This window comes from Enterobacter sp. BRE11, from assembly GCF_031844285.1.
In the GTDB taxonomy this organism is placed as follows: domain Bacteria; phylum Pseudomonadota; class Gammaproteobacteria; order Enterobacterales; family Enterobacteriaceae; genus Pantoea.
In genome coordinates, this window is the sequence record NZ_JAUZUX010000006.1 from 93049 (window position 1) to 117264 (window position 24216).

24 protein-coding genes and 1 other annotated feature are annotated in these 24216 nt (G+C 61.0%); of the genes, 13 read left to right on the plus strand and 11 right to left on the minus strand.

Annotated elements, in window-relative coordinates; genetic code table 11:
• Positions 1-9: 9 nt before the first annotated feature.
• Genes Q9R34_RS08055 through Q9R34_RS08065 form a run of 3 tightly spaced genes read left to right on the plus strand, consistent with a single transcriptional unit; the run spans position 10 to position 1604 of the window.
• A complete protein-coding gene (locus tag Q9R34_RS08055; protein ID WP_485893052.1) occupies positions 10-1071 on the plus strand; it encodes a LacI family DNA-binding transcriptional regulator in 1062 nt (353 codons plus the stop codon).
• Positions 1072-1123: 52 nt separating this feature from the next.
• Complete coding sequence (locus Q9R34_RS08060; RefSeq protein ID WP_485893053.1) at positions 1124-1360, plus strand: DUF4160 domain-containing protein; 237 nt, start codon at positions 1124-1126, stop codon at positions 1358-1360.
• Positions 1341-1604, plus strand: coding sequence for a DUF2442 domain-containing protein (locus Q9R34_RS08065; protein ID WP_434122943.1), 264 nt, complete (start codon positions 1341-1343; stop codon positions 1602-1604). Before Q9R34_RS08060 ends, Q9R34_RS08065 begins: the two co-directional genes overlap by 20 nt.
• A gap of 122 nt (positions 1605-1726) precedes the next feature.
• Here Q9R34_RS08065 and tmaR read toward each other — a convergent pair whose 3' ends face one another.
• Together tmaR and Q9R34_RS08075 are read right to left on the minus strand one after the other, a co-directional pair.
• On the minus strand, positions 1727-2047 hold the full coding sequence (tmaR, locus tag Q9R34_RS08070) for a PTS system regulator TmaR (RefSeq protein WP_033791495.1): 321 nt from the start codon (positions 2045-2047) through the stop codon (positions 1727-1729).
• A 161-nt stretch (positions 2048-2208) separates the two neighbouring features.
• Positions 2209-3267 carry an FUSC family protein gene (locus tag Q9R34_RS08075; RefSeq protein ID WP_485893054.1) on the minus strand — a complete coding sequence of 353 codons (1059 nt, stop codon included), beginning with the start codon at positions 3265-3267 and terminating at the stop codon, positions 2209-2211.
• A 207-nt stretch (positions 3268-3474) separates the two neighbouring features.
• On the opposite strand from Q9R34_RS08075, the gene Q9R34_RS08080 reads away from it, so the two are divergent.
• The 3 genes from Q9R34_RS08080 to Q9R34_RS08090 are packed head-to-tail and all read left to right on the plus strand — an operon-like array spanning position 3475 to position 7198.
• Positions 3475-4227 carry a gluconate 2-dehydrogenase subunit 3 family protein gene (locus tag Q9R34_RS08080; protein WP_485893055.1) on the plus strand — a complete coding sequence of 251 codons (753 nt, stop codon included), beginning with the start codon at positions 3475-3477 and terminating at the stop codon, positions 4225-4227.
• Positions 4224-5987, plus strand: coding sequence for a GMC family oxidoreductase (locus Q9R34_RS08085; protein ID WP_485893056.1), 1764 nt, complete (start codon positions 4224-4226; stop codon positions 5985-5987). The genes Q9R34_RS08080 and Q9R34_RS08085 overlap by 4 nt, the downstream gene beginning before the upstream one ends.
• On the plus strand, positions 5984-7198 hold the full coding sequence (locus tag Q9R34_RS08090; protein WP_485893057.1) for a c-type cytochrome: 1215 nt from the start codon (positions 5984-5986) through the stop codon (positions 7196-7198). Before Q9R34_RS08085 ends, Q9R34_RS08090 begins: the two co-directional genes overlap by 4 nt.
• Before the next feature lie 33 nt (positions 7199-7231).
• On the opposite strand, the gene dacD is transcribed toward Q9R34_RS08090, so the two are convergent.
• Entirely contained in the window at positions 7232-8395 is a 1164-nt protein-coding gene (gene dacD / locus Q9R34_RS08095; RefSeq protein ID WP_485893130.1) for a serine-type D-Ala-D-Ala carboxypeptidase DacD, read from the minus strand.
• A 169-nt stretch (positions 8396-8564) separates the two neighbouring features.
• Here dacD and sbcB point away from each other — a divergent pair, with 169 nt between their 5' ends.
• On the plus strand, positions 8565-9995 hold the full coding sequence (sbcB, locus tag Q9R34_RS08100) for an exodeoxyribonuclease I (RefSeq protein WP_485893131.1): 1431 nt from the start codon (positions 8565-8567) through the stop codon (positions 9993-9995).
• 75 nt (positions 9996-10070) lie between these two features.
• On the opposite strand, the gene Q9R34_RS08105 is transcribed toward sbcB, so the two are convergent.
• The 5 genes from Q9R34_RS08105 to ltnD form a co-directional block, all read right to left on the minus strand.
• Positions 10071-11426 carry a GntP family transporter gene (locus Q9R34_RS08105; protein WP_485893058.1) on the minus strand — a complete coding sequence of 452 codons (1356 nt, stop codon included), beginning with the start codon at positions 11424-11426 and terminating at the stop codon, positions 10071-10073.
• 108 nt (positions 11427-11534) lie between these two features.
• The gene (locus tag Q9R34_RS08110) at positions 11535-12320 is read right to left on the minus strand and encodes an HPr family phosphocarrier protein (RefSeq protein ID WP_434122935.1); all 786 of its coding nucleotides are present in this window, start codon (positions 12318-12320) and stop codon (positions 11535-11537) included.
• Positions 12320-12946: a 3-oxo-tetronate 4-phosphate decarboxylase gene (gene otnC, locus Q9R34_RS08115; protein ID WP_485893059.1), complete on the minus strand. Its 627-nt coding sequence runs from the start codon at positions 12944-12946 to the stop codon at positions 12320-12322. The genes Q9R34_RS08110 and otnC overlap by 1 nt, the downstream gene beginning before the upstream one ends.
• Positions 12939-14207 carry a 3-oxo-tetronate kinase gene (otnK, locus tag Q9R34_RS08120; RefSeq protein ID WP_485893060.1) on the minus strand — a complete coding sequence of 423 codons (1269 nt, stop codon included), beginning with the start codon at positions 14205-14207 and terminating at the stop codon, positions 12939-12941. The genes otnC and otnK overlap by 8 nt, the downstream gene beginning before the upstream one ends.
• Before the next feature lie 2 nt (positions 14208-14209).
• The gene (gene ltnD / locus Q9R34_RS08125; RefSeq protein ID WP_485893061.1) at positions 14210-15109 is read right to left on the minus strand and encodes an L-threonate dehydrogenase; all 900 of its coding nucleotides are present in this window, start codon (positions 15107-15109) and stop codon (positions 14210-14212) included.
• 260 nt (positions 15110-15369) lie between these two features.
• Between ltnD and ygbI the strand changes: the two genes are divergently transcribed.
• On the plus strand, positions 15370-16131 hold the full coding sequence (gene ygbI, locus Q9R34_RS08130; RefSeq protein ID WP_485893062.1) for a DNA-binding transcriptional repressor YgbI: 762 nt from the start codon (positions 15370-15372) through the stop codon (positions 16129-16131).
• Positions 16132-16195: 64 nt separating this feature from the next.
• Here ygbI and Q9R34_RS08135 read toward each other — a convergent pair whose 3' ends face one another.
• The gene (locus tag Q9R34_RS08135) at positions 16196-17551 is read right to left on the minus strand and encodes an APC family permease (RefSeq protein ID WP_434122930.1); all 1356 of its coding nucleotides are present in this window, start codon (positions 17549-17551) and stop codon (positions 16196-16198) included.
• A 337-nt stretch (positions 17552-17888) separates the two neighbouring features.
• Positions 17889-19310, minus strand: coding sequence for a glutamine synthetase family protein (locus tag Q9R34_RS08140; protein ID WP_485893063.1), 1422 nt, complete (start codon positions 19308-19310; stop codon positions 17889-17891).
• Between the two features lie 209 nt (positions 19311-19519).
• Between Q9R34_RS08140 and puuD the strand changes: the two genes are divergently transcribed.
• The 3 genes from puuD to Q9R34_RS08155 are packed head-to-tail and all read left to right on the plus strand — an operon-like array spanning position 19520 to position 22140.
• Entirely contained in the window at positions 19520-20284 is a 765-nt protein-coding gene (gene puuD, locus Q9R34_RS08145) for a gamma-glutamyl-gamma-aminobutyrate hydrolase (RefSeq protein WP_485893064.1), read from the plus strand.
• Positions 20281-20838 (plus strand): HTH-type transcriptional regulator PuuR, encoded by a 558-nt coding sequence (gene puuR, locus Q9R34_RS08150; protein ID WP_434122927.1) that lies wholly within the window; start codon positions 20281-20283, stop codon positions 20836-20838. Before puuD ends, puuR begins: the two co-directional genes overlap by 4 nt.
• A 24-nt stretch (positions 20839-20862) precedes the next feature.
• Positions 20863-22140, plus strand: a complete 1278-nt coding sequence (locus Q9R34_RS08155) for an NAD(P)/FAD-dependent oxidoreductase (protein WP_485893065.1) — start codon at positions 20863-20865, stop codon at positions 22138-22140.
• Positions 22141-22146: 6 nt separating this feature from the next.
• On the opposite strand, the gene Q9R34_RS08160 is transcribed toward Q9R34_RS08155, so the two are convergent.
• On the minus strand, positions 22147-22974 hold the full coding sequence (locus Q9R34_RS08160; protein WP_485893066.1) for an SDR family oxidoreductase: 828 nt from the start codon (positions 22972-22974) through the stop codon (positions 22147-22149).
• Between the two features lie 147 nt (positions 22975-23121).
• On the opposite strand from Q9R34_RS08160, the gene hisL reads away from it, so the two are divergent.
• Positions 23122-23169, plus strand: a complete 48-nt coding sequence (gene hisL / locus Q9R34_RS08165) for a his operon leader peptide (RefSeq protein WP_100396937.1) — start codon at positions 23122-23124, stop codon at positions 23167-23169.
• Positions 23145-23265: a sequence feature (His leader region), on the plus strand. It overlaps the preceding gene by 25 nt.
• A gap of 50 nt (positions 23266-23315) precedes the next feature.
• The gene (gene hisG, locus Q9R34_RS08170; RefSeq protein ID WP_434122924.1) at positions 23316-24215 is read left to right on the plus strand and encodes an ATP phosphoribosyltransferase; all 900 of its coding nucleotides are present in this window, start codon (positions 23316-23318) and stop codon (positions 24213-24215) included.
• The last annotated feature ends 1 nt before the right edge of the window (position 24216 follow it).

Genomic DNA, 24216 nt, shown 5'->3' on the forward strand with positions numbered 1-24216 from the left:
GAGAAATCAATGACTTCCCGCGCTATCACTCTTGATGACGTCGCCCGCCTTGCCGGCGTCTCCTACCAGACCGTTTCCCGCGTGCTTAACCATTCGCCGCAGGTCTCCCCGCGCACGCGGGCGAAAGTGGAAGCGGCCATGCAGCAGCTCAACTATGTGCCAAACCGTGTGGCGCAGCAACTGGCGGGCAAAGCGACGCGCACGCTCGGGCTCGCCACCAGCGATCTGGCGCTGATGGCACCGGCGCAGATCGCCTCGGCGATCCAGCAGCGCGCCAGCCGCGACGGTTACCATCTGGTGATCGCCATGCGCAGCCACAACAGCGCCGCCGAGACCGTCAACGAACTGCTGGCGCAGCGCGTCGATGCGCTGATGATTAACCTGCCGCTGGCCGCTGCGGAAGCGGAGCAGATCCAGACGCTGTGCGGCGACAAGCCGGTGATTTTTATGGATGTCGAACCCCAGGCGCAGGTGGCGCAGTGTCAGTACTCCAACGCGCGCGGCGCGCGGGCCGCCGTCGAGCACCTGGTCGCGCTGGGGCATCATCAGATTGGCCTGCTAAACGGTCCGGCGCAGGCAATTTCGGCGCAGCTGCGCGAAGCGGCGTGGCGCGAGGCGCTGGCGTCACACCACCTGACGCCCTTCTGCACGCTGCGAGGCGACTGGAGCGCCCAGTCTGGCTACCAGGCGATGCTGCAACAGCTGCCCGATCGCCTGCCGCAGGCGCTGCTGGTGGCGAACGATCAGATGGCGCTTGGCGCGATGCGCGCGCTGCATCAGCACGGGGTGGCGATTCCGGGCGAGATATCGGTGGTCGGCTATGACGATACCGCCGAAAGCGCCTGGTATCAGCCGCCGCTCACCACGGTGCGTCAGGATCTGCAGGCGCTGGGGGAGCAGTGTGTCGAGACGCTGCTGGCGCATCTGCAGGATACGCCGCCGCCCTCCCGACCGCTGGAGCCGACGCTGGTACTGCGCGCCACCACCGCCGCGCCGGGCGGCGACGGACCCGGTGCCGAGGCGCTGGCGCAGCAGCTGCAGCGCATCGCGCGCCAGCTGCTGCAGCGCTAAGGGTGGAGTAAAAGCGTCTATTCTTTTCACACTGTTTGTCAGGGAGATAAACATGCCGACTGTTCTTAGAATTGGCCCTTACCGCTTCTATTTTTACAGCCATGAACCCAACGAACCCGCGCACATCCACGTTGATAAGGAGGGTGCAACGGCTAAAATATGGTTGCATGACTTGAGCGTGGCGCGCAGTGTGGGTTTTGCTTCGCATGAGCTACGTGAACTTCAGCGTCTGGTGAAAGAGAACCAGAATCATCTTCAGGAGGCCTGGGATGCTTACTTTACAAAGTGAGAATGATATACGCGTCATGAAGGTCCATATTGACGATGACCGTCTGACTGTGGACCTGATGGACGGGCGCACTATCTCCGTGCCAGTTGCGTGGTACCCGCGTCTGGCTGCCGGCACGCCTGAACAGCGTCAAAAATGGGAATTGTGTGGCGCAGGCTACGGCATTCACTGGCCCGATCTTGATGAAGACCTGAGTACAGAGGGTCTGCTGCGTGGTGCAAAGGGAATATTATCAGGACAATGACGCTGATTTTCTCTGTATCCGTACCGTTATTCGTGACGAAACGCATATGAAAAAAAACCGCAGACTTAAAAAGCTGCGGTTTTTTTACGCTATGAAGATGAATTTGTCTTCTGTACGGCCAGTTACTGCGCTTTCGGCTCGCCCATCGATTTCAGTTTTTTCGACAGGTCGCGACGCTCTTTCGACAGATCGGCGTTTTTGATGATGTATTCATCAACGCGATCTTCGTAGTCGGAACGCATCGAGGCGATGATTTCCTGAATCGCCTCAATGCTCATGCCTGGTTTGATATATTCGCTCAGGTTATCCAGCAGCAGAACGCGCTTCTGGTTATCACGGATTTTCTTTTCGTTATCAGTGATTTCACGCTGCAGTTTGTTTTTACGACGGAACATACGCACAAACTCCAGTACGTCCTGAAATGATTGCTTGGCATTTTCCATGGTGGCACCTTTTTTTGGGCCTGCTTACGCAGGGGGTAGAGTCATAACCTTCAGCTTAGCGGTTCGCCAGCCGGGGCGACAATTGTCGCCGCTAAAATCGGACTGGCGCTTATCTTAGCGCAAAGAATGCGGCTTTCACATTAAGTCATTGTCCCTGGTGATTATTTGCGCAGCGCGAGGCGGATCAAATCGGTCATACGCTCCAGCTGCTTCGCCAGTTCCAGGCTCAGCCAGACATAGCCATAGATAGGCGTCTCTTCCAGCCCTTCGCTGCCCGCATCGGCGATCAGCTGCTTGAGCTCGCGGGTGATTTCCGTCAGCTCGTGGCTGTTGGCCACCACCTCGTCGGTCTCGCCGCGCAGCGCCAGCGCCGACAGCGCCTGCAGCGTCTTTTCGGTCATCTGCTGGGTGCGCCGCAGCGTCGGCGCGTTGAGCAGGATAAGGTGCGTTTCGCGCGAGGCCCACCAGGCTTCAATCTGCATCTCCACCGTGTTCACCATATTACGGTTAATGGTCTGAATCGCCTCGAATACCGATTTGGGAATGCGCGTCTCTTTACTCGCCGGTACCAGCAGCGCGCGCATTTTCACGACGCTGGTCAGTAGCTTGCCCAGCGGCTTTTTCAGGCGCGGCTTCTCTATCAGGTTAGGGGAAAACCCGGCGTGATAAATTTTGGCGATCTCCGCCAGCGAGTCCGACAGCTGAATGCGCCAGTGGGTATAGGCGCGCTGCGCCCAGATGGCGCTGAACAGCAGCGCCAGCAGCGAGCCGAGGATCACGTCGCCGCCGCGCCACAGCGCTACGGTGAAATCGCCCGCTGGCGCGCCGACCACCACGCTGAGCGTAATGCCGATCAGCAGCGCCATATAGGGATGTTTCCCCAGCGTCAGGTAGCCGCACACCATCATCACAATGCCGCACCAGGCCAGCATTACCGGCAGCGACACCATCTCCAGCTTGAGGGCGATCAGGCCCGAGATCGATCCGGCGAAGGTGCCGCAGATACGCTGAATGGCGCGCGGAAAAACATTGCCCCAGGTAGAGATTGGCCCCATCACCACCACCAGCGTGATCAGTGGCCAGGTGCCTTCGGGAATACCGGTAAGCCGCACCAGCAAAAAGGTAAGTAAAAAGGCGATGGCGATACGTATGCCATGCACGCTGCGGTAGTGGCGATAGAACCAGAACTCGATATTCGATATGGGCTTATCTGGGCGCAAGTTGGCTTTCCGGTTAAGGATCATAAAGTGCGTTATTTTATCCCATGACGTTGCTAAGGCTTAATGCCGCTTCTACATTTCAATACAGTTTTGACACCTTCTTACAATTATCAACACCGGCTTTACAATCAACCAAAACCATAAAAACAACCCTATAACCCTATCTCTTTTTTGCGTTTATTTGATAACACGACTGAAGGAAGCGACATGAAGAAAAGAGCCAAAACGTTGCCGGGCGTCACGCGGCGGCAGGTGTTGACCTGGTCTACGCTAGGCGTAGCCGCCACCGTTACCCGCGCGGCCGACGCCGTCTCCCTGAAAGGCTCGCCTGGCTGGACGCCCTTCTCCGATAACCCACCTGAAACCTTCGCCCCGCCCGGCTGGCTCTTTTTCACTCAGGAAGAGGCGGAAACCATCGAAGCCATCGTCGATCGCCTGATCCCCGCCGACGAGCTGAGCGTGGGCGGTAAAGAGGCGGGCTGCGCGCAGTTTATCGATCGCCAGCTGCACGGTTTTTACGGCACGTTCGAGCGCCTTTATATGGAAGGCCCGTTCCAGAAAGGCACCGCCGAGCAGGGGGATCAGTCGCCGCTGGTACCGCAGCAGCGCTACCGCCAGGGTCTGGCCGCACTCGACCGTTACGTTCAGCAGACCTCCCAGAAACGTTTTAAAGAACTGACGCCGCAGCAGCAGGACGCGCTGCTGGCCGCGATGGAAGCGGGCAAGGTGCACTTCGAGGGCTTCGATGCGCAGTCGCTGTTTATCGAGGTGCTGAACAACACCATGGAGGGCTTTTTCGCCGATCCCATCTACGGCGGCAATCGCGATATGGCGTCATGGAAGATGCTGGGCTTTCCCGGCGCGCGCTACGACTATCGCCCCTACATCGAGCGGCACAACGAAGATCTGCATCTCGAACCCATCAGCATCGCACAGTGGAAAGGCAGGGATAAGCCATGAAAAAATTACCTAAAACGGATGTCGTGGTGATCGGCCTCGGCTGGGCGGGCTCGATTATCGCCAATGAGCTGGCCGACGAAGGGCTGGAGGTGATCGGCATTGAGCGCGGTCCGTGGCGCGATACCGCGCGCGATTTCAATATCGGCACCGTGACCGACGAACTGCGCTATGTGATGCGTGAAGAGCTCATGCTGCGCACGCGGCAGAATACCTGCACCATGCGCAATAACCCGTCGCAGACCGCGCTGCCGATGCGCACCTGGGGATCCTTTCATCCCGGCAACGGCACCGGCGGCGCGGGCAACCACTGGGCGGGCATTACCTTTCGCTTTCAGCCGCACGAATTTCAGCTGAAGAGCTACCTCACCGAGCGCTACGGCGCCGACGCGATGCCCGGCGAGCTCACGTTGCAGGACTGGGGCACCACCTGGGAAGAGATAGAGCCGCACTATATGCAGTTCGAACGCGTGGCGGGCACCTCCGGCTACGCGGGTAACCTCAACGGCGAGAAGCGCGCCGGCGGCAACCCGTTCGAAGGCCCGCGCAGCGGCGACTATCCCACGCCGCCGCTGCGTCAGCCCTACGGCCCGACGCTCTTCGCGCAGGCGGCGAAAGAGATGGGCTATCAGCCCTTCCCGGTGCCCTCTTCGCTGGTTTCTGAGGCCTATACCAATCCCTACGGCGTCACCATGGGCCCCTGCACCTTTTGCGGCTTCTGCACTAACTACGGCTGCGCCAACTACTCTAAAGCCAGCGCCATCACCACCGTGCTGCCCGCGCTAATGCGCAAAGAGAACTTTACCGCCTGTACCAACTGCGAAGTGCTGGAGGTGCTGACCGACTCCAGCGGCAAAAAGGCGACCGGCGTCACCTATGTCGACTCCTCCGGCGATACCTGGGAACAGCCCGCCGATCTGGTGATTGTCGCCGCCTTTACCTTTGAGAACGTGCGCCTGATGCTGCTGTCGCAAATCGGCGAAGCCTACGATCCGGTCACTAACAAGGGCACCACCGGTCGCAACTACGCCTACCAGACCGCCAACAACGTGACGCTGTTTTTCGATGATAAAAACTTCAATCCCTTTATCGGCGCGGGCGCGGTCGGCATGGGCATCGATGAGTTCAACAACGATAACTTCGACCACAGCGGCCTCGGCTTCTTCGGCGGCGGCAGTATCCGCGTGACGCCGATCGGCTCTGCGCCTATCGGCTATCGGCCGCTGCCGCCCGGCACGCCGAAGTGGGGCTCGAAATGGAAGCGCGCGCTGAAAGATAACTACCTCAGCACCATGTCTATCGGCTGCGAGGCGAGCAGCTACACCACGCGCACCAACTACCTTTCGCTCGATCCCAACTATAAAGATCCGCACGGCCGTCCGCTGCTGCGCATTACCTTCGACTTTTCGCAGAACGATCTGAAGATGGCGCAGTACTGCACCGGCAAGGTGGCGGAGATCGCCAAATCGATGAACCCGCGCGAAATGATCGTTAAGCCGATGACCGGCCACTGGAACAGCGTGCCCTATCAGTCTTCTCACGTCGTTGGCGGCTTTGTGATGGGCGCTGACCCGAGCACCAGCTCGGTCAACAAGCATCTGCAGGTCTGGGACGTGCCGAACCTGTTCGTGGTGGGCGCCTCCGCCTTTCCGCAGAACCCCGGCTATAACCCGACCGGCACCGTGGGCGCGCTGGCGTTTAAGGCCGCGCACGCCATTCGCACCTGGTATCTGAAACGCCCGGGGGAGATGATTACCGCATGAAAACGCTGAATGCACTCTCCGCTGCGCTGCTGCTGGCCGCGAGCGTTACTGCCCAGGCGCAGCCGGAGTATGACCAGTATGCGCGCGGCAGCTACCTCGCCACCCTCGGCGACTGCACCGCCTGCCATACCACCGACGCGAAGCAGCCCTATGCGGGCGGCGTCAAGATTAATACCCCGTTTGGCGTGCTGGCTGGCGCCAATATCACGCCGGATCACGAAACCGGCATTGGCGACTGGAGCTATGACGACTTCCGCCGCGCCATGACGGAGGGCATCGGTCATAATGGCAAGCGGCTCTACGGCGCGATGCCGTTTACCGCCTATACGAAGATGTCCGAGCGGGACCTGCAGGATCTCTGGGCATGGATGCAGACGCTGCAGCCGATCCATCATGAAGTCGAGACCAACCAGCTGCCCTTCCCCTTCAATATCCGCACCAGCCTGATTGCGTGGAACTGGCTTAACTTCGATAAGGGCACGTTTATACCCGACGCGAAAAAGTCGGCGGAGTGGAATCGCGGCGCCTATCTGGTGCAGGGGCTCGGCCACTGCGGCACCTGTCACACCTCGAAGAACTTTCTCGGCGGCGACAAAGGCGATCGCTTTCTTAGTGGGAGCGAAGTTGAGGGCTGGTACGCGCCCAATCTCGGCGCAGACGCCCATACCGGGCTGGGCAAGTGGACGCAGGAGGATATCGTCAGCTATCTGCGCACCGGCGTGAACCGCTACGCCATCGCTTCCGGTCCGATGGCCGACGCGGTGCGCCACTCGACCCAGTACTGGCGCGATGAGGATCTGCGCGCGGTGGCGACCTTCCTGAAAGAGGGCAACACGCATGATGAAGAGGTGCCGCAGCCGCTGGCCGCCAGCGACGAGCGCATGAAGCTCGGCGCGCAGATTTATGAGGCGAAATGCTCCGCCTGTCACAGCCCTGGCGGACGCGGCGAGAAAAATATTTTCCCGCAGCTGGCTGCCAATCCGCTGATTAACCAGCCGAATGCCACCTCGCTGATCCGCGTCGTCAGCGCGGGCAGCCGCGGCGTCGATACCGATGCGCGGCCGACCGCGCCCGCTATGCCCGCCTTTGCGGGGGTGCTGGATGACGAGCAGATTGCGGCCGTGCTGACCTATGTGCGCAACAGCTGGGGCAACGCCGCCGCGCCGGTGTCAGCCAGCGACGTTAAGGATGTGAAGGACGATCTGAAGTAACGATTAAAGGCGGCACGGAGGCCGCCTACGCTGTCAGAATTTCTGCTTCAGGTAGTCCTGAAGACGCGTGAAGATGCCCGCTTTTTCTACCGCGGAGAGCGTGACCAGCGGATAGCTCGCCAGCTGTTTGTCCTTATCGATCACCTGAATCTCGCCGATGGTTTCGTTGGCCTTCAGCGGTGCCTCAAGCTCCTTACGATTGATCACATATTTGGCCTTCACGTTCTGGATCTCGCTGCGCGGCAGCGACAGGTAGACGTCGCTGGCGGTGCCGACAGGGACGCTGTGCGGCGCCCCGTACCAGACGTTTTCGGTGCCGATTTTCTTGCCCACGTGAAACAGCTGCACGGTATCGAAGGTGTTCTGGCCCCAGACCAGCAGCTTGCGCGCCTGCTCTTCACGCCCTTTTGCGCTTTTGCCGCCCATCACGACCGCGATCAAGCGGTGCTGGCCGACCACGTTAGAGGCGATGATATTGAAGCCCGCCGTTTCGGTATGGCCGGTTTTCAGGCCGTCGACGTGCAGATTGTTGTCCCACAGCAGCCCGTTGCGGTTGTTCTGCGTGATGCCGTTCCAGGTGAGGGTTTTCTCGCTGTACATGGCGTAGAAATCGGGTTCGCCGTTGATAATGGCGCGCGACAGCTTCGCCATGTCCCGTGCTGAGGAGAACTGGCCCGGGGCATCGAGGCCGTGCACGGTTTCAAAGTGCGTATTGGTCAGGCCCAGCTTTTGTACGTACTGATTCATCATATTGACGAAGCTCTGCTGACTGCCCGCCACGTAGTCGGCCAGCGCCACGCAGGCGTCGTTGCCGGAGTCGATGATGACGCCGCGGCTGAGGTCGCGCACGGTGATCTTGTCGCCAGGCTTAATAAACATCAGCGAAGATCCTTTGAACACCGGGTTGCCCGCCGCCCAGGCGTCTTTACCGACCGTCACCACGTCGTCGCGGGTGATTTTTTTCGCGTCAATGGCGCGATCGACCACGTAGCCGGTCATCAGCTTGGTGAGGCTGGCGGGGTTGCGGCGCTCATCCGGATTGCCGGCGGTCAGCACCTGTCCGGTGGTGGCGTCCATCAATACCCAGGAGGCGGCGTCAATCGACGGTGGCGTCAGGGGAAATGGCATATCGTCGGCCTGGGCCAGCGAAGCCAAAAAGAGAGTTCCAGTTACAGTGATCAACAGACGCCTTTTCAACACTTCATCCTCAAGGTTACGGGGAAAACAGCGGCTCGTTTTACGGCAAAAGGCATAAACAGGTTTGATTAAATTGAAAAAAAGTGTGACCAGCCTGCCTGCTGCGCAGGCGTGGTTGTGACCTGCGACGCAAGCGACTATGCTGTGCGTTGTTTTCTCAGTACAGGATATGCTCGTGCCCGCCTCTGAACGCACTTTTCTGTTTCACGATTATGAAACCTTCGGTAAAAGCCCGTCGCTGGATCGTCCGGCGCAGTTTGCCGCGCTGCGCACCGACAGCGATTTTAACCCTGTCGGCGAGCCGCAGATTTTCTACTGCCGCCCCGCAGACGACTATCTGCCGCAGCCGGAAGCGGTAATGATTACCGGCATTACGCCGCAGGTGGCGCGCGCGCGCGGCGTATCGGAGGCGGAGTTCGCCGCCCGCATCTATGCGCTCTTTACCGAAGAGCAGACCTGCGTGGTGGGCTACAACAATGTGCGCTTCGATGACGAAGTCACGCGCAATATCTTCTACCGCAACTTCTTCGATCCCTACGGCTGGAGCTGGCAAAACGGCAACTCGCGCTGGGATCTGCTCGATGTGATGCGCGCCTGCTACGCGCTGCGCCCCGACGGTATCGTCTGGCCGGAAAATGAGGACGGCTTTCCCAGCTTTAAGCTGGAGCACCTCACCAAAGCCAACGGCGTGGCGCATGAGAACGCGCACGACGCCATGTCCGACGTCCACGCCACCCTGGCGATGGCGAAGCTGGTGAAAGAGAAACAGCCGAAGCTGTTTGAGTTCCTGTTTACGCATCGCAATAAAAATAAGCTGATGACGCTGATCGACATTCCGCAGATGAAGCCGCTGGTGCATGTCTCCGGCATGTTCGGCGCGGCGCGCGGCAATACCAGCTGGGTCGTGCCGCTGGCGTGGCATCCGGACAACCGCAACGCGCTGATCGTCGCCGATCTGGCAGGCGATATGACGCCGCTGCTGGAGCTGGACGCGGATGCGCTGCGCGAGCGGCTCTACACGCGTAAAAGCGATCTGGCCGACGACGAAGCGTCGGTGCCGATTAAGCTGGTGCATATCAACAAGTGCCCGGTGCTGGCGCCGGCCAACACGCTGCGCCCGGAAGATGCGGCGCGTCTGGGAATCGACCGTGAGGCCTGCCTGGCGAATCTGGCGCTGCTGCGTCAGCATGCCGACGTGCGTGAGAAGGTGGTCACCCTCTTCGCCGAGGCGGAACCCTTTAGCACGCCGGACGATGTCGACGCGCAGCTCTATGACGGCTTCTTTAGCGACGCCGATCGCGCAGGCATGAATATTTTGCGTCAGACCGCGCCCGCCAACCTGCCGGCGATGGACCTCACCTTCCAGGATGCACGCGTGGCGAAGCTGCTGTTCCGCTACCGTGCGCGCAACTTCCCCGGCACGCTGGATGACGCCGAGCAGCAGCGCTGGCTGCAGCACCGCCGCGAAGCCTTAAACGCCGAGCGCGTGCAGGCATTTTTGCTGGAGCTGGAGTCGCTGGCGAGCCTGCATGAAGGGGATGCAGAGAAGATGGCGCAGCTCAAAGCGCTTTATCTCTACGCGCAGGAACTGGTCTCATAAAGATATAACGATGCGCTGGTGCGCACTCTTCTCCTTTTCTCCTCCACCCTCCGGGGGAGAAATGTCATAAGCCGGTTACACCAGCGCCCACACCAGCCAGGTCAGCGCAAAGCCGCTCAGCCCCATGATGGTGGTCAGCACCGTCCAGGTTTTCAGGCCGTCGCCGACCGACAGCCCCAGATAGCGCGTGACCACCCAGAAGCCCGCATCATTAACGTGCGACAGCCCCAGACCGCCGAAGCACGCCGCCAGCGTCACCAGCACCCGCTCCATATCGCTGGTGCCGCTTACCGCGGAGGTAAGCAGTCCGCTGGTGGTCAGGATCGCCACCGTGGCCGATCCCTGCGAGGCGCGCAGCGCCAGCGACAGAATAAAGGCGGCGGGCACCAGCGGCAGATGCAGCGTCTCCAGCGTCAGCGCCAGCGCCTTGCCGACGCCCGACTCCACCAGTACTTTGCCGAAGGCGCCGCCTGCGCCCGCCACCAGGATCACGCTCGCCGATCCCGGAATGGCGCGGCCGGTCAAATCTTCCAGCTTGTCCCTGCTCCAGCCGCGACGCACGCCCAGCAGCCAGGCGGCCAGCGCCAGCGCAATCAGCAGCGCGATGGGCGGCGTGCCGATCACCGTCATCACTTTACCTGGCAGGCTGTCGGCCGCCAGCAGCGAGTGGGAGAGCGTGCCGAGCACAATCAGGAGGATCGGCACCACAATCAGCCCGGCGATGGTGAGCGCGCCCGGCGGCGCCGGCTCGTTCTTCTTCTCCGCGCCTTTCGGCTTCGCCATTTGCAGCTGTTCCAGCACCTCTACCGACAGATGGTACTGGCGGCGATTCATCGCTTTCGCGACGTAGTAGCCGATAATGCCCACCGGCACCGAAATCGCCAGGCCGATCATCATCAGCCAGCCCATGTCGGTATGCAGAATGCCTGCCGCCGCCGCCGCACCCGGATGGGTCGGCAGCGCCACGTGCACGGTGAGCATCACGCCCGCCATCGGCAGACCGAACTTCAGCGGCGAGACGCGCGCCACCTTGGTAAAGCCGTAAATCAGCGGAATAACGATAATAAAGCCGACCTCGAAAAACACCGGTATGCCGAGAATAAAGGCCGCCATGGTTAGCGCCGCGACGGTGCGCCGGATGCCTAGGCTTTTGCTGAAGCGCTGAGCCAGCGACTCCGCTCCGCCCGAGGCCTCAATCACCGCGCCGAGCATCGCCCCCAGCACGATGATAATGGCGATATGGCCGAGCAGGCCGCCCATGCCGCTCATAATGGTTTCCATAATCTTTTCAGCCGGAATGCCCGTCGCGATGGCGACCAGCAGGCTGACGATCAGCAGGGCAACAAAGGGATGGACTTTGGCCTTAATGACCAGCAGCAGCAGGATAACAATGCTGGCGGTGGCAATGGCTAACAGCAGTGCGGTGGACATGGTAAACCTCAGATAGGGTTATCTTTATATGAATAATGAGTAGGGTAATGTCTGGCCCAGATGCAGCATTAAAACCGGCGTCGCCACGCCGGGGTGTTCAGTGCCTCTTCAGGATTTTTTCGCCCAGGGCGCGAACCATCCGAGGCCGTCCAGCGTGCTACCGCGCGGAATATATTCGCAGCCGATCCAGCCCGCATAGCCCACCTCGTCCAGCAGGTTAAACAGCCAGGGATAGTTGATTTCGCCCTCATCCGGCTCGTGACGATCCGGCGCGGAGGCGATCTGGATATGGCGATAGCGGCCGAGGTTCTCGCGGATCAGGTGGCTGAGATTGCCGTCCACCAGCTGCGCGTGGAACAGGTCGAGCTGGGTAAAGACATTGGGGCGATCGATGCGCGCCGCCATCTCCAGCGTCTGATACTGGCTGGCATAGAGATAGCCCGGCTTAGTGACCGGATTGAGCGCTTCCAGCAGCAGGTTGATGCCGTGCGGCGCAAAGCGCTCCGAGGCATAGTGCATATTGCGCACAAAGGTGTCGGCGTAGGCCGCGCGATCGGCGCCCGGCGGCACCGTGGCGGCCATGATGTGCACCTGCGGCACCGCAAGCGCCAGCGCATACTCCAGCGCACGGTCGATATCGGCGCGCGCCTCCGCCTCTCGGCCGGGAATGGCCGACACGCCCCACTCGCCCGCCGCGACGTTGCCCGGCGCGGTGTTGAACAGCACCAGCTTCAGGCTGTTCTCGTCCAGCAGCTGCCTGAGCTGCGCCGCCGGATAGTCGTAGGGAAAGAGAAACTCCACCGCCTCAAAGCCCGCCTGCGCCGCGGCGGCGAAGCGTTCGGTAAAGGGCACTTCGTTAAACTGCGTTGAGAGGTTTGCGGCAAACTTCGGCATTATCGGCTCCTTAATTCCGCCACTTCCCTGTCGCTGAGATAGCGGATAGCGCGGTCGCCCAGGGTAAACATCAGTCGGGCGGTCTCTTCCAGCTCTTCGGTATTGTCGGCGGCTTCGCGCAGCGATTTGCCGACCACGACCGGGCCGTGGTTCGCCAGCAAGAAGGCGCGATACTGGCCTGCCAGCCGCGACAGATCTTCCGCCAGGCGTTCATCCCCGGGCTTGTAGTACGGCACCACCGGCACGTCGCCGACGCGCATCACCACGTAAGGGGTGAACGGACGAATGCAGTTCTGCGCGTCCAGCCCTTCAAGGCAGGAGAGCGCAGTCAGGTAGTGGCTATGCAGGTGTACCACCGCCTTGCAGTCGGGATCTTTCATATAGAGCGCGCGGTGAAAGGCGATCTCTTTTGACGGCTTATCGCCGGAGAGCCACTCGCCGGCCAGCGTCACCTTCGACAGGCGATCGGCCTCCAGCTCACCGAGGCAGGAGCCGGTCGGCGTGGCCAGCAGATTGCCGTCTTGCAGCAGCAGGGAAAGGTTGCCGGCGGAGCCGGTGGCGTAGCCGCGGGCGAAAAAAGAGGCGCCCAGCTTCACCATCTCTTCGCGGGCCTGTTGTTCAGTCATGGGCAAACTCCGTTTGCGCGCGGCGGAAAAACGCTTCGTCGCCGAAATTGCCGGATTTCAGCGCCAGCGACAGCGGTTGATAAATATCCCGCACCCAGGGCACGCCCGGTGAAATCGTCGGGCCGATATGGAACCCGGTGACGCCAAGGCTCTGCGCCACCACGCCAGAGGTTTCGCCGCCCGCGACGATAAAGCGCTGCCAGCCGCGCGCGCTGAGTTCGCGCGTCACGGCGGCGAACAGCTGCTCGACCGCCTCGCTGCTGCGCTGCGCGCCATACTGCTGCTGGATTTTTTGCAGCTGCTGCGCATCGGCGGTGGCGTAGAGCAGCGGCGCCAGCGGCTGGTCGCTGTGCGCTACCACCCAGTCGCACAGCGCCTGAGCGTAGGCCTCGGCGTTCTCCAGACAGCGCGTCACCTCGACCTCATGGGAAGGAGCCAGCTGACGATAGGCGCTGACCTGCCGGTTGGTCATCTGCGAGCAGGAACCGGAGATCACCACGGCACGCCCGCCCTGCGGACGGCCTGCGTTTTCCGCATCGGCGCCCGCACTGCCGCCCTCGGCCCACTGGCGCGCCAGCCCGATTGCCAGGCCAGAGCCGCCGGTCACCAGGCGCATATCACGTAGCGCTTCGCCCTGCGTCAGCAGATGCTGTTCGTTGAGCGCGTCCAGCACCACGTAGTTAACGCCCTGCGCCTTTAATGCGTTCAGCTGCTCACGTACCGCCTGCGCGCCCCGATCCAGCAGCGGCGCGGCAATTAACCCCGCTTTACCGGATGACTGGCGCGCCATCAGGCGCAGCAGGTTGCTGTCGGTCATCGGCGTCACCGGATGATGGCGCATACCGGAGTCGCTCAGCAGCTGCTCGCCGACGAACAGATGGCCCAGATAGACGGTGCGTCCGTTGACCGGCAGCGCCGGCGAGATCGCCGTCTGGGTTTCGCCCAGCGCCGCCAGCAGCGCATCGGTGACCGGGCCGATATTGCCCTGTTCGGTGCTGTCAAAGGTGGAGCTGTATTTGAAGTAGAAGCGATCGCAGCCCTGCGCCTGCAGCCAGCGCAGCGCAGCGAGCGACTGCTCCACCGCCTGCCCTGCCGGACAGGATCGCGACTTCAGGCTGATCACAATCGCCTGCGCGGTCAGCGCGTCATGCTGTTGCGGCACGCCGTTGAACTGGATCGTAGAGAGGCCGTTCTGCACTAGAAAGCTGGCGATATCGGTGGCGCCGGTAAAGTCGTCGGCGATAATGCCTACACGCGTCATGCTCACCTCTTTGCCTGCGGCAGTTCGATACCGCTGAAAATCTTGATCACCGCGCTGTCGTCTTCACGGCCATGGCCGGCGTTGCTGGCTTCGGTAAACATATTGAGCGCCGTGGAGGCGAGCGGCAGCGGGAAGCGCAGCGATTTGGCGGTATCCGCCACCAGCGTCAGATCCTTAACGAAAATATCGACGGCCGATTTCGGGCTGTAGTCGCCGTCCACGACTTGACGCATGCGGTTCTCAAACATCCAGGAGTTGCCCGCCGCGTTGGTTACCACGTCATACATGGTATCGAGCGGAATGCCGGCGCGCGCCGCCAGCGCCATCGCTTCCGCGCCGACGGCGATATGCACGCCCGCCAGCAGCTGGTGAATGATTTTAACCGTCGAACCGAGGCCGATTTCGCTGCCGACGCGGTATACCTTAGCCGCCACCGCATCCAGCACCGGCTGCAGGCGCTCGAACGCCGCGTCGCTGCCGGACGCCATCACCGACATCTCGCCGGTTGCCGCCTTCGCCGCGCCGCCGGAGACCGGTGCGTCGAGCATCAGCAGCTGATGCTGCGCCAGCTGCTCTTCAATCTGCTGCGCGTCCTGCGCGGAGATAGTCGACGAGACCATCACCACGGTGCCCGGCTTCAGCTTCGCCGCCAGCCCGCTGTCGCCGAACAGGATGCCCTTTACCTGCGCGGCGTTTACCACCAGCAGCAGCACCGCTTCCAGCTGGTCAGCAAAGCCGTCGGCGGAGGATTGCGCATCGCGTGCGCCCGCCTGGCGCAGCATCTCCAGCGCGGCGGGATTGAGATCGACGCCCCAGGTATTCAGCCCGGCGCGAATGCAGGAGGTCGCCGCGCCCATCCCCATTGACCCTAACCCGATAACACAGACGTTTGAGAGTGGCACTGTCGGCCTCCGTTGTTAATTTAAGTGATTATTTGTTTGATGTTGTTAATACTGGCAGGATTGTGGGGGGATAAACGTGTCTTGTGTCACATATTTTCACTTAGCGGACTGATTAAGAACATTTCTTCACAATCAACACATCATTCTGAAATGTAAGAGCATTATTAAATATACAGCTAGGCATGGCGGCAATTTTTTCCATTCAGCCGATCTGGCAAATGCTTTACACTGTGAAAAATTGATAAGCATGGAGTGCAGAAATGATACCGATTGAACGTCATCAGCAGATCCTGGCGCTGGTCGCCGAGCGCGGCGTGGTCAGCATTGCCGAACTGACAGAACGGCTCGGCGTGTCGCATATGACGATCCGGCGGGACGTGCAGAAGCTGGAGGAGCAAGGCGCGGTGCTGTCGGTCTCGGGCGGCGTGCGTTCGGCCGACCGGCTGGCGGCGGAGCCGTCGCATCAGATGAAGACGACGCTCTATAACGCCGAGAAGAACGCCATAGGCCGCTACGCCGCCCAGCATATTCCGCGCAACAGCTGTATCTATCTGGATGCGGGCACCACCACGCTGGCGCTGGCGCGCGAGCTGCTGGAGCGCGACGATCTGCTGGTGGTGACCAATGATTTTATGGTGACCAACCTGCTGATGGAGGCGAGCGGCTGTCGGGTGATTCACACCGGCGGCAGGGTGTGTCGCGATAACCGCTCCTGCGTAGGCGAAAGCGCGGCGCGCAGCCTGCGCCATCTGGCGATCGATATCGCCTTTATTTCCGCCTCCTGCTGGGGTCCGCGCGGCCTGTTTACCCCCGACGAAGACAAGGTCATGGTGAAGCAGACGGTGAGCGAGGTAAGCAGTAAGCGCGTGCTGCTGAGCGACAGCTCGAAGTACAACAAAATCGCCACTTTCCTGGCGCTGCCGCTGGCGCGTTTCGACAGCATCGTGACCGATACGCAGCTCAGCGCCGCCGCGCGCAGCGCGCTGAGCGAAGGCAGCTGGGAGCTGGTGCTGGCGGAGTAAGTGCGGAGACGCGCATAAAAAAGGGGTGAGGCTTGCGCCTCACCCCTTTTTCACCGCAGGCGAATTACACTTCTTCGCTGTACTGCGGCACCGGATTACGGAAGCTGCGGGTAACAAACGCGAGATAGACAATGCCCACGGCGGCCCAAATCAGGCCCAGCACCATCGAGCTCTCTTCCAGGTTAATCCACAGCGCGCCCACCGTCAGCGCACCGAGCACCGGCAGCACCAGATAGTTGATATGGTCGCGCAGCGTGCGGTTACGCTTCTCGCGGATCCAGAACTGCGCGATCACCGACAGATTCACAAAAGTAAACGCCACCAGCGCGCCGAAGTTCACCAGCGCCGTTGCGGTCACCAGGTCAAAACGGATCGCCATCAGCGCTACCACGCCAACCAGCAGCACGTTCAGCGACGGCGTGCGCCATTTCGGATGGATATAGCCGAAGAAACGCTCCGGGAAAACGCCATCGCGGCCCATCACGTACATCAGACGCGACACGCCCGCGTGCGCTGCCATACCTGACGCCAGTACGGTCACCACCGAGAAGATCAGGATGCCGAACTGCAGCACGTGGCCCGCCACGTAGAGCATGATTTCCGGCTGCGACGAATCGGGATCCTTAAAGCGCGAGATATCCGGGAAGTAGAGCTGCAGGAAGTAGGAGGCCACGATAAAGATCAGGCCGCCGATCAGCGCCGTCAGGAAAATCGCGCGCGGAATGGTGCGCTCCGCGTCTTTGGTCTCTTCCGACAGCGAGCTGATGCCGTCAAAGCCCAGGAACGAGAAACAGAGGATAGTCGCGCCGGTAATCATCGGCACCACATGGGCGTCAGCGGACCAGAACGGCTGCGAGCTGGTGAGCGTGCCCGCGCCTTCGCCGTGCGCCACGCCGTAAATCACCATGCCGGTAATACCGATCATCACCACAACCTGCAGCACCACAATGACGCTGTTGAAGTTGGCCACCGTTTTAATGCCGCGCAGGTTAGACATTGTCATAAATGTCACCAGCAGCACCACAAAGATCCATGACGGGATACCCGGCACCAGCGCTTCGAAATAGTTTTTCGCCAGCAGAATATTGATCATCGGCATGAACAGGTAGTCCAGCAGGGATGACCAGCCGACCATAAAGCCGACGTGCGGACTGATCGCCTTCTGAGCGTAGGTATAAGCGGAGCCCGCAGATGGGAAGCGGCGTACCAGCTTACCGTAGCTTACGGCGGTAAACAGAATCGCAATCAGCGCGAAGGCGTAGGCGGTGGCGACGTGACCGCTGGTCAGACCCGACACGATACCGAAGGTATCAAACAGGGTCATCGGCTGCATGTAGGCCAGGCCAATCATGACGACCGGAAGCAGGGTCAGAGATTTTTTCAGGTGGGCACGCTGTGGTGCTGAGGTATCAAGCGACATGTTTCAGACCTCCCTGGGCGGATTGCATCACGGGAGCGAGGAAGGCGGCGTTATGAGCCTGCACGGCGCCGTAGTCATCACGGAAGCGAGAGCCAGCGCGGGCTGGCTGAATGAATAACATCCCCATCTTTGTTTCCTCAGTTCGTACGCTTGCGCGTTTTTTAACGTGTATCTATCCGGGCGTGCCCGGCCTCATGCAAATCGGTTAAGTACATGCAAAAAAAATAACCGAGGCTCTTAAAAGCATCGGTTATATTCGGAATTTTGCAGGCCGCGTATTCTGCCCTAAAGTGATGCAAAAACACAAGACCCGCTGATAAGTATAGCGACTTTTTTCTCAGGCGTTTTTCAGCATCCAGTCAATCTCCGTGGCGGTGACCAGCCGCTCAAACTGCATCATCTCGTGGCGCTTGCAGCTGTGCCACACCGCGCCGAAGCGCTCGCCCAGCAGTTTTTGCAGCGGAAAGCTGCTTTCAAATTCAAACAGCGCTTCGCTCTGGCGCACCGGCAGCGGGATGCCCTCCGCCTCGTGACCATTGCCCTGCACCGGCTGCGGCAGCGGCAGCGGCAGCGCGGTATCCAGACCGTGCAGAATGCCCGCCAGAATCGCCGACATCACCAGATAAGGGTTGGCGTCCGCGCCCGCGACGCGGTACTCGACGCGGTGGTTTTCCACATCGCCGCAGGGAATGCGCAGCGCCACGGTGCGGTTGTTATGGCCCCAGGAGGCGCGCAGCGGCACGTAGGCATCCGGCACGAAGCGGCGATAGGCGTTGACATTGGGTGCCAGCAGCGCCATCGAGGCGGGCATCAGGTCGAGCATGCCCGCCAGCGCGCGCTTCAGCAGCGGCGAGTCGCTGCCGTCATCGGCGGCGAAGGCGTTATGATCGGCAGCGTCCAGCATGCTGATATGCACGTGCATGCCGCTGCCCGCATACTCTTCATAGGGTTTGGCCATAAAGGTGGCGGTCATGCCGTGGTTCTCCGCCACCTGACGGATCAGTCTTTTAAGCTGTACCGCATGGTCGCAGGCGCTCAGCACGTCGCGGGTATGGTGCAGGTTGATCTCAAACTGGCCGGGCGACGCTTCCGCCAGCGCGCCGTCGGCGGGAATGTTCTGCTGGCGCGCCAGCGCGTCGATATCGCGCAGCACCGCGCCGAAGTGATCGAGATTATCCACCGAGTAGACCTGGCTCTGCATATTGCGTTCGCTGCTGCCTGGTGCGCACGGCGGCTGAATATAGCCCTCGGCGTCGCGGGCCTTGTCGACCAGATAGAACTCCAGCTCTACCGCTACCACCGGAAAAAGTCCCTGGTTGCGTAGCTGCTGCCACAGCCGGTTCAGGACATTACGGGGTTCAACGTCAAAGGGAGTGCCATCTTGGTTGCACATGGTCAACAGCAGTTGGGCGATGTGCGCAGGATCGGAAGCGGAGGGAACTAAAGTGCCGGGAACCGGCATGCAGAGGTTGTCTGGTTCGCCGAGAGATTGCCCGAGGCCAGCTTCTTCGACGGTGTTGCCGAGGATATCCATAGCGAAAACCGAGGCGGGGAAATAACACCCTTTTTCCAGTTTCGCCAGCGCGGTTACTGGAATACGTTTGCCGCGAAAGACGCCGTTTAAATCATTTAATAAAATATCGACATACTGCGTTTCAGGGTGGCGTTCCAGCCAGTTTTTCACTTCAAGCTGGAACGCGCTGGTTCGTCTCTCTTCACTGTGACGCGTGAAGTCTTCTACTTCCACGAGGTTCGTCATATCCCACCCGCCTTCTACCGTTGATTGGTTTGCGCAATGCTCAAAATAACAGCCACTCCTCTAACATAGCGCCAACACAAAAAGTGTGCAAATGTAACAAATCTGTTTGAGAAACAAACAGCGCATTGCTAGATTGAAAAAATATTGCACGTTTTTACCCGCTGCGGGCCCGATCGGTGAATTTTTTGAACAGCGAGTCGAGGAGTGAAATGGGCATTATTTTTAACAACCCTTTGATCGGCGTAGCGATGTGCCAGATTGATCATGATGGCCATCTCACCCAGTCGGTGCATAACAAATATCTGTCGGCGATAGCCCAGGCGGGCGGCGTGCCGCTTGCCCTGCCCCAGCAGCTCTGCGCGACGCCGCATCTGCTGGAGCAGGCGCTGGAGAGGCTCGACGGCGTGATGCTCACCGGCAGCACCAGCAATGTCGAACCCTGGCACTACGGCGAGGCGGGCAGCGAGCCGCATGCCGATCCCGGCCGCGACCGGCTCGCCTTCGCTATTATTACCTGGGCCATCAGCCGCAGGATGCCGCTGTTCGGCATCTGCCGCGGCATGCAGGAGCTGGTGGTCGCCAACGGCGGCGCGCTGTGGCGCGATCTCGACGCGCGCAAAACCGGGCTGGCACATCATCCTGCGCCGACGCTGCCGCTAAATGAGCAGTACGCCCTGGCGCACGACATCTTTCCTGAAGCGGACGGCCTGCTCGCCTCTCTGCTGGGCAGCGACGCGATGCGGGCGGTGAATTCGCTGCATCATCAGGGCATCCGCGAAACAGGCCCGCAGTTGCGCATCGAGGCGCGCGCGCCGGATGGCCTGATCGAAGCGGTCAGCCTGCGCCACCATCCCTTCGCCCTGGCGGTGCAGTGGCATCCCGAATGGCAGCCGGAACAGAACGACGCCTCCCGCGCCCTTTTCGCGGGGTTTATCCACGCCGCACAGCACTATCACGAGGAAAAATCACCATGAACGATGCCGCTCTGGCGCCTGGACGACGCTTATCGCAAATCCGGCAAGAGTTGGGATTGTCTCAGCGCCGCGCCGCTGAACTGTCAGGTTTAACCCATAGCGCCATCAGCACCATTGAACAGGACAAGGTGAGTCCGGCAGTCAGCACGCTGCAAAAGCTGTTGAAGGTGTACGGGCTGTCGCTGTCGGAGTTCTTCTCCGAACCCAAACACCATGACGCGCCGAAGGTGATCGTCAGGCCAGCCGATCTGGTGGAGATCGGCAGCCAGGGGGTGTCGCTGAAGCTGGTGGACAACGGGCAGGCGAAGCGCTCGCTCGGCATGCTGCTGGAGACCTATCAGCCCGGCGCCAGCACCGGGGAAAAGCTGCGTCATCCGGGCGAAGAGACCGGGACACTGCTGGAGGGAGAGATCACCCTGGTGGTCAACGGACAAAGCTACCACCTTAACGCGGGCGAAAGTTATGTGATCGATACCGGGCTGCCGCACAGCTTCACCAATCTCTCGGCGCAGCCCTGCCGTATCGTCAGCGCTCATACGCCCGCTAATTTCTGAGCAGTTCGCAGGCAGGAGGTTGAGATGAAACATGTTGAAAGCTACTACGCGGCGACCGCCAACGACCATGCGCCCTGGCCGACGCTGCAGGAGAGCATCCAGTGCGACGTCTGCGTGATCGGCGCGGGCTTTACCGGCCTCTCCGCCGCGCTCTACCTCACCGAGGCGGGCTATGACGTGGTGGTGCTGGAGGCGGCGCGCGTCGGCTTCGGCGCCAGCGGCCGCAACGGCGGTCAGGTGGTTAACTCCTACAGCCGCGACGTGGACGTCATCGAACAGCGCTACGGCAAAGAGAGCGCGCGCATGCTCGGCAGCATGATGTTCGAGGGCGCGGAGATCATTCGCGACCGCATTGACCGCTACGCCATCGCCTGCGACTACCGGCCCGGCAATATCTTCGCCGCGCTTAACCCGCGGCAGATGAATCACCTGCGCCACCAGCAGAAGCTGTGGGAAAAGTATGGCAATCACCATCTGGAGCTGCTCGACGAGCGCGGCATCCGGCGCGAAATCGCCACCGAGCGCTACGTCGGCGGCCTGCTGGATCGGCGCGGCGGCCATCTGCATCCGCTTAACCTGGCGCTGGGTGAAGCGGAGGCGATCCGCCGTCACGGCGGGCGCATCTATGAAGGCTCCGCCGCGACGGCGCTGACCTACGGCACGACCAATCGGGTGAAAACGGAGCACGGCGAGGTAAGCGCCACCTTCGTGCTTTTCGCCGGCAATGCCTATCTGCCCTCGCAGCTGGAGCCGCGCCTGACGCGCAACAGCATGGCGTGCGGATCGCAGATCCTCGCCAGCGAACCGCTGAGCCGCGATCGCGCGCTGGCGCTGCTGCCGAATAATCACTGCGTCGAAGACTGCAACTATTTGCTCGACTATTTCCGCCTGACGGCGGATAACCGGCTGCTTTACGGCGGCGGCGTGGTCTACGGCGCGCGCGATCCCGGCGACATCGAGGCGCTGATCCGCCCCAAACTGCTGCGCACCTTTCCGCAGCTGCGCGATCTCTCCTTCAGCTACCGCTGGAGCGGCAACTTCCTGCTGACGCTGTCACGGCTGCCGCAGTTCGGACGGCTGGAGAACAACGTCTACTTTATGCAGGGCGACAGCGGCCACGGCGTCACCTGCACGCACCTTGCCGGCAAGCTGATTTGCGAAGCGCTGCGCGGCGATGCGGAACGCTTCGACGCCTTTGCGAAGCTGCCGCACCTGCCTTTCCCCGGCGGGCGGCGCTTTAAGGTGCCGCTGACCGCGATGGGTGCCGCCTGGTATGCGCTGCGCGACCGGCTTGGCGTCTGAGCCACCCTATTCCAGCGGCATTTTTGCCGGGTCGTCGTAGCTGTACTCGTACCCCAGCTCGTTGCAGATGCGCGAGCCGTCAATCAGCTTGCCGGTGTCGCCGGACGCTGAGGGCAAAAAGGTGGGCGGCGTCAGGCCCAGCTGGCGCGAGACAGCGGGGTAAAAGGTCGCGCGCGACGGATGTTTTGACGCGCAGAGGTTATAGACGCGCCCGCCTTTCGGCGTCTGCAGCAGCAGAGTAATGGCGCTGACCACATCATCCAGATGCACCAGATTGACGCCGTGTGCGCCGTTCTCCAGCCCGGTTTTTCCCGCCAGAAAGCGGCCGGGATGGCGACTCGGCCCCACCAGCCCCGCCAGCCGCAGAATGTCGACCTGCGTACCGGGCAGATCGTGCAGCCAGCTCTCCAGCGCGGTCAGGGTTTTGCCCGCTACCGTTTCCGGCTGAAGAACGCTGTTCTCTTTCATTACGCCGCTGCCGCCGCCGTAGACCGAGGTGGAGCTGGTAAAGATAATGCGCGGCACCTGCTGCGCCAGCGCGCTGTCCACCACGTTCTGCACCGCCTGCATATAGCTTTCGCCGCCTTCCGCCGTGCGGCTGGCGGGCAGGGTGACCACCAGCGCGTCGACCGCCAGCAGCCGGGCGAGATCCTCGGCGTCGCACTCGATTTCCGGCGTCAGCCGCAGCGGCACCGCGTCGATGCCGCAGCGGCGCGCCGCCTCGACGCCGTCCAGCGTGGTTTTACTGCCGGTGACCTGCCAGCCGCGTGCCGTGAGCGCCAGCCCCAGCGGCATGCCCAGCCATCCCAGACCGATAATTGCGACCTTCTTCATATTGACTCCTGCGCGTGACTCACTGCCGTCCATCTTAGTGCGCCCCGCTGTCGTATCGCAAAGGTTAAAAAAGGGTTGCGCATCGCCGCTATCTTCGCTAGGTTAATCAACACGCAAATGAATACGCATTCAGCAACGGAATAGATTATGACACGCGTTCAGTTCAACCATCATCATCACCATCACCCTGACTAGTCTTTCAGGCGATGTGTGCTGGGAGACATTCAGATCTTCCAGTGGTGCGAACGCAAAGAGAACCCCCGGAAGATCGCCTTCCGGGGGTTTTTTTATGGGCTGGCGCAATACCTTTTCAGACAGGAATGAAACAGAGGACAGGACCGATGTTAGATAACAAGCGAATTCGCATAGCTATGCAGAAATCTGGCCGTTTAAGCGATGACTCACGCGAGCTGCTGGCGCGCTGCGGCATTAAAATTAACCTGCAGCAGCAGCGTCTGATCGCCTTCGCAGAGAATATGCCGATCGATATCCTGCGCGTGCGCGATGACGATATTCCCGGTCTGGTCATGGATGGCGTGGTGGATCTCGGCATTATCGGCGAGAACGTGCTGGAAGAGGAGCTGCTGACGCGCCGCGCACAGGGCGAAGATCCGCGCTACTTCACCCTGCGCCGTCTGGACTTCGGCGGCTGCCGCCTGTCGCTGGCGATGCCGGTGGACGAAGAGTACAGCGGCCCGCAGTGCCTGAATAACGCCCGCATCGCCACCTCCTATCCTCACCTGCTGAAGCAGTACCTCGATAAAAAAGGCCTTAACTTTAAACCCTGTATGCTGAACGGCTCGGTGGAAGTCGCGCCGCGCGCCGGGCTGGCCGACGCGATTTGCGACCTGGTGTCAACCGGCGCCACGCTGGAGGCTAACGGCCTGCGCGAAGTGGAAGTGATCTACCGTTCGAAAGCGGTGCTGATCCAGCGCGACGGCGAGATGGCAGCGGAGAAGCAGGAGCTGATCGACAAGCTGATGACCCGCATCCAGGGCGTGATCAAAGCGCGCGAATCGAAATACATCATGATGCACGCGCCGAGCGACCGCCTGGAAGAGGTGATCCAGCTGCTGCCTGGCGCTGAGCGTCCGACCGTGCTGCCGCTGGCGGGCGACCAGAGCCGCGTAGCGATGCACATGGTCAGCAGCGAAACCCTGTTCTGGGAAACCATGGAAAAACTGAAAGCGCTGGGCGCCAGCTCGATTCTGGTGCTGCCAATTGAAAAGATGATGGAGTAAA

Excerpts from the sequence above, each read along its gene's own strand:
- Q9R34_RS08055 (WP_485893052.1), top strand. The coding sequence starts at position 10 with ATGACTTCCCGCGCTATCACTCTTGATGACGTCGCCCGCCTTGCCGGC.
- Q9R34_RS08060 (WP_485893053.1), top strand. The coding sequence starts at position 1,124 with ATGCCGACTGTTCTTAGAATTGGCCCTTACCGCTTCTATTTTTACAGC.
- Q9R34_RS08065 (WP_434122943.1), top strand. The coding sequence starts at position 1,341 with ATGCTTACTTTACAAAGTGAGAATGATATACGCGTCATGAAGGTCCAT.
- tmaR (WP_033791495.1), bottom strand. The coding sequence starts at position 2,047 with ATGGAAAATGCCAAGCAATCATTTCAGGACGTACTGGAGTTTGTGCGT.
- Q9R34_RS08080 (WP_485893055.1), top strand. The coding sequence starts at position 3,475 with ATGAAGAAAAGAGCCAAAACGTTGCCGGGCGTCACGCGGCGGCAGGTG.
- Q9R34_RS08085 (WP_485893056.1), top strand. The coding sequence starts at position 4,224 with ATGAAAAAATTACCTAAAACGGATGTCGTGGTGATCGGCCTCGGCTGG.
- Q9R34_RS08090 (WP_485893057.1), top strand. The coding sequence starts at position 5,984 with ATGAAAACGCTGAATGCACTCTCCGCTGCGCTGCTGCTGGCCGCGAGC.
- sbcB (WP_485893131.1), top strand. The coding sequence starts at position 8,565 with ATGCTCGTGCCCGCCTCTGAACGCACTTTTCTGTTTCACGATTATGAA.
- Q9R34_RS08105 (WP_485893058.1), bottom strand. The coding sequence starts at position 11,426 with ATGTCCACCGCACTGCTGTTAGCCATTGCCACCGCCAGCATTGTTATC.
- Q9R34_RS08110 (WP_434122935.1), bottom strand. The coding sequence starts at position 12,320 with ATGCCGAAGTTTGCCGCAAACCTCTCAACGCAGTTTAACGAAGTGCCC.
- otnC (WP_485893059.1), bottom strand. The coding sequence starts at position 12,946 with ATGACTGAACAACAGGCCCGCGAAGAGATGGTGAAGCTGGGCGCCTCT.
- otnK (WP_485893060.1), bottom strand. The coding sequence starts at position 14,207 with ATGACGCGTGTAGGCATTATCGCCGACGACTTTACCGGCGCCACCGAT.
- ygbI (WP_485893062.1), top strand. The coding sequence starts at position 15,370 with ATGATACCGATTGAACGTCATCAGCAGATCCTGGCGCTGGTCGCCGAG.
- Q9R34_RS08135 (WP_434122930.1), bottom strand. The coding sequence starts at position 17,551 with ATGTCGCTTGATACCTCAGCACCACAGCGTGCCCACCTGAAAAAATCT.
- Q9R34_RS08140 (WP_485893063.1), bottom strand. The coding sequence starts at position 19,310 with ATGACGAACCTCGTGGAAGTAGAAGACTTCACGCGTCACAGTGAAGAG.
- puuD (WP_485893064.1), top strand. The coding sequence starts at position 19,520 with ATGGGCATTATTTTTAACAACCCTTTGATCGGCGTAGCGATGTGCCAG.
- puuR (WP_434122927.1), top strand. The coding sequence starts at position 20,281 with ATGAACGATGCCGCTCTGGCGCCTGGACGACGCTTATCGCAAATCCGG.
- Q9R34_RS08155 (WP_485893065.1), top strand. The coding sequence starts at position 20,863 with ATGAAACATGTTGAAAGCTACTACGCGGCGACCGCCAACGACCATGCG.
- Q9R34_RS08160 (WP_485893066.1), bottom strand. The coding sequence starts at position 22,974 with ATGAAGAAGGTCGCAATTATCGGTCTGGGATGGCTGGGCATGCCGCTG.
- hisG (WP_434122924.1), top strand. The coding sequence starts at position 23,316 with ATGTTAGATAACAAGCGAATTCGCATAGCTATGCAGAAATCTGGCCGT.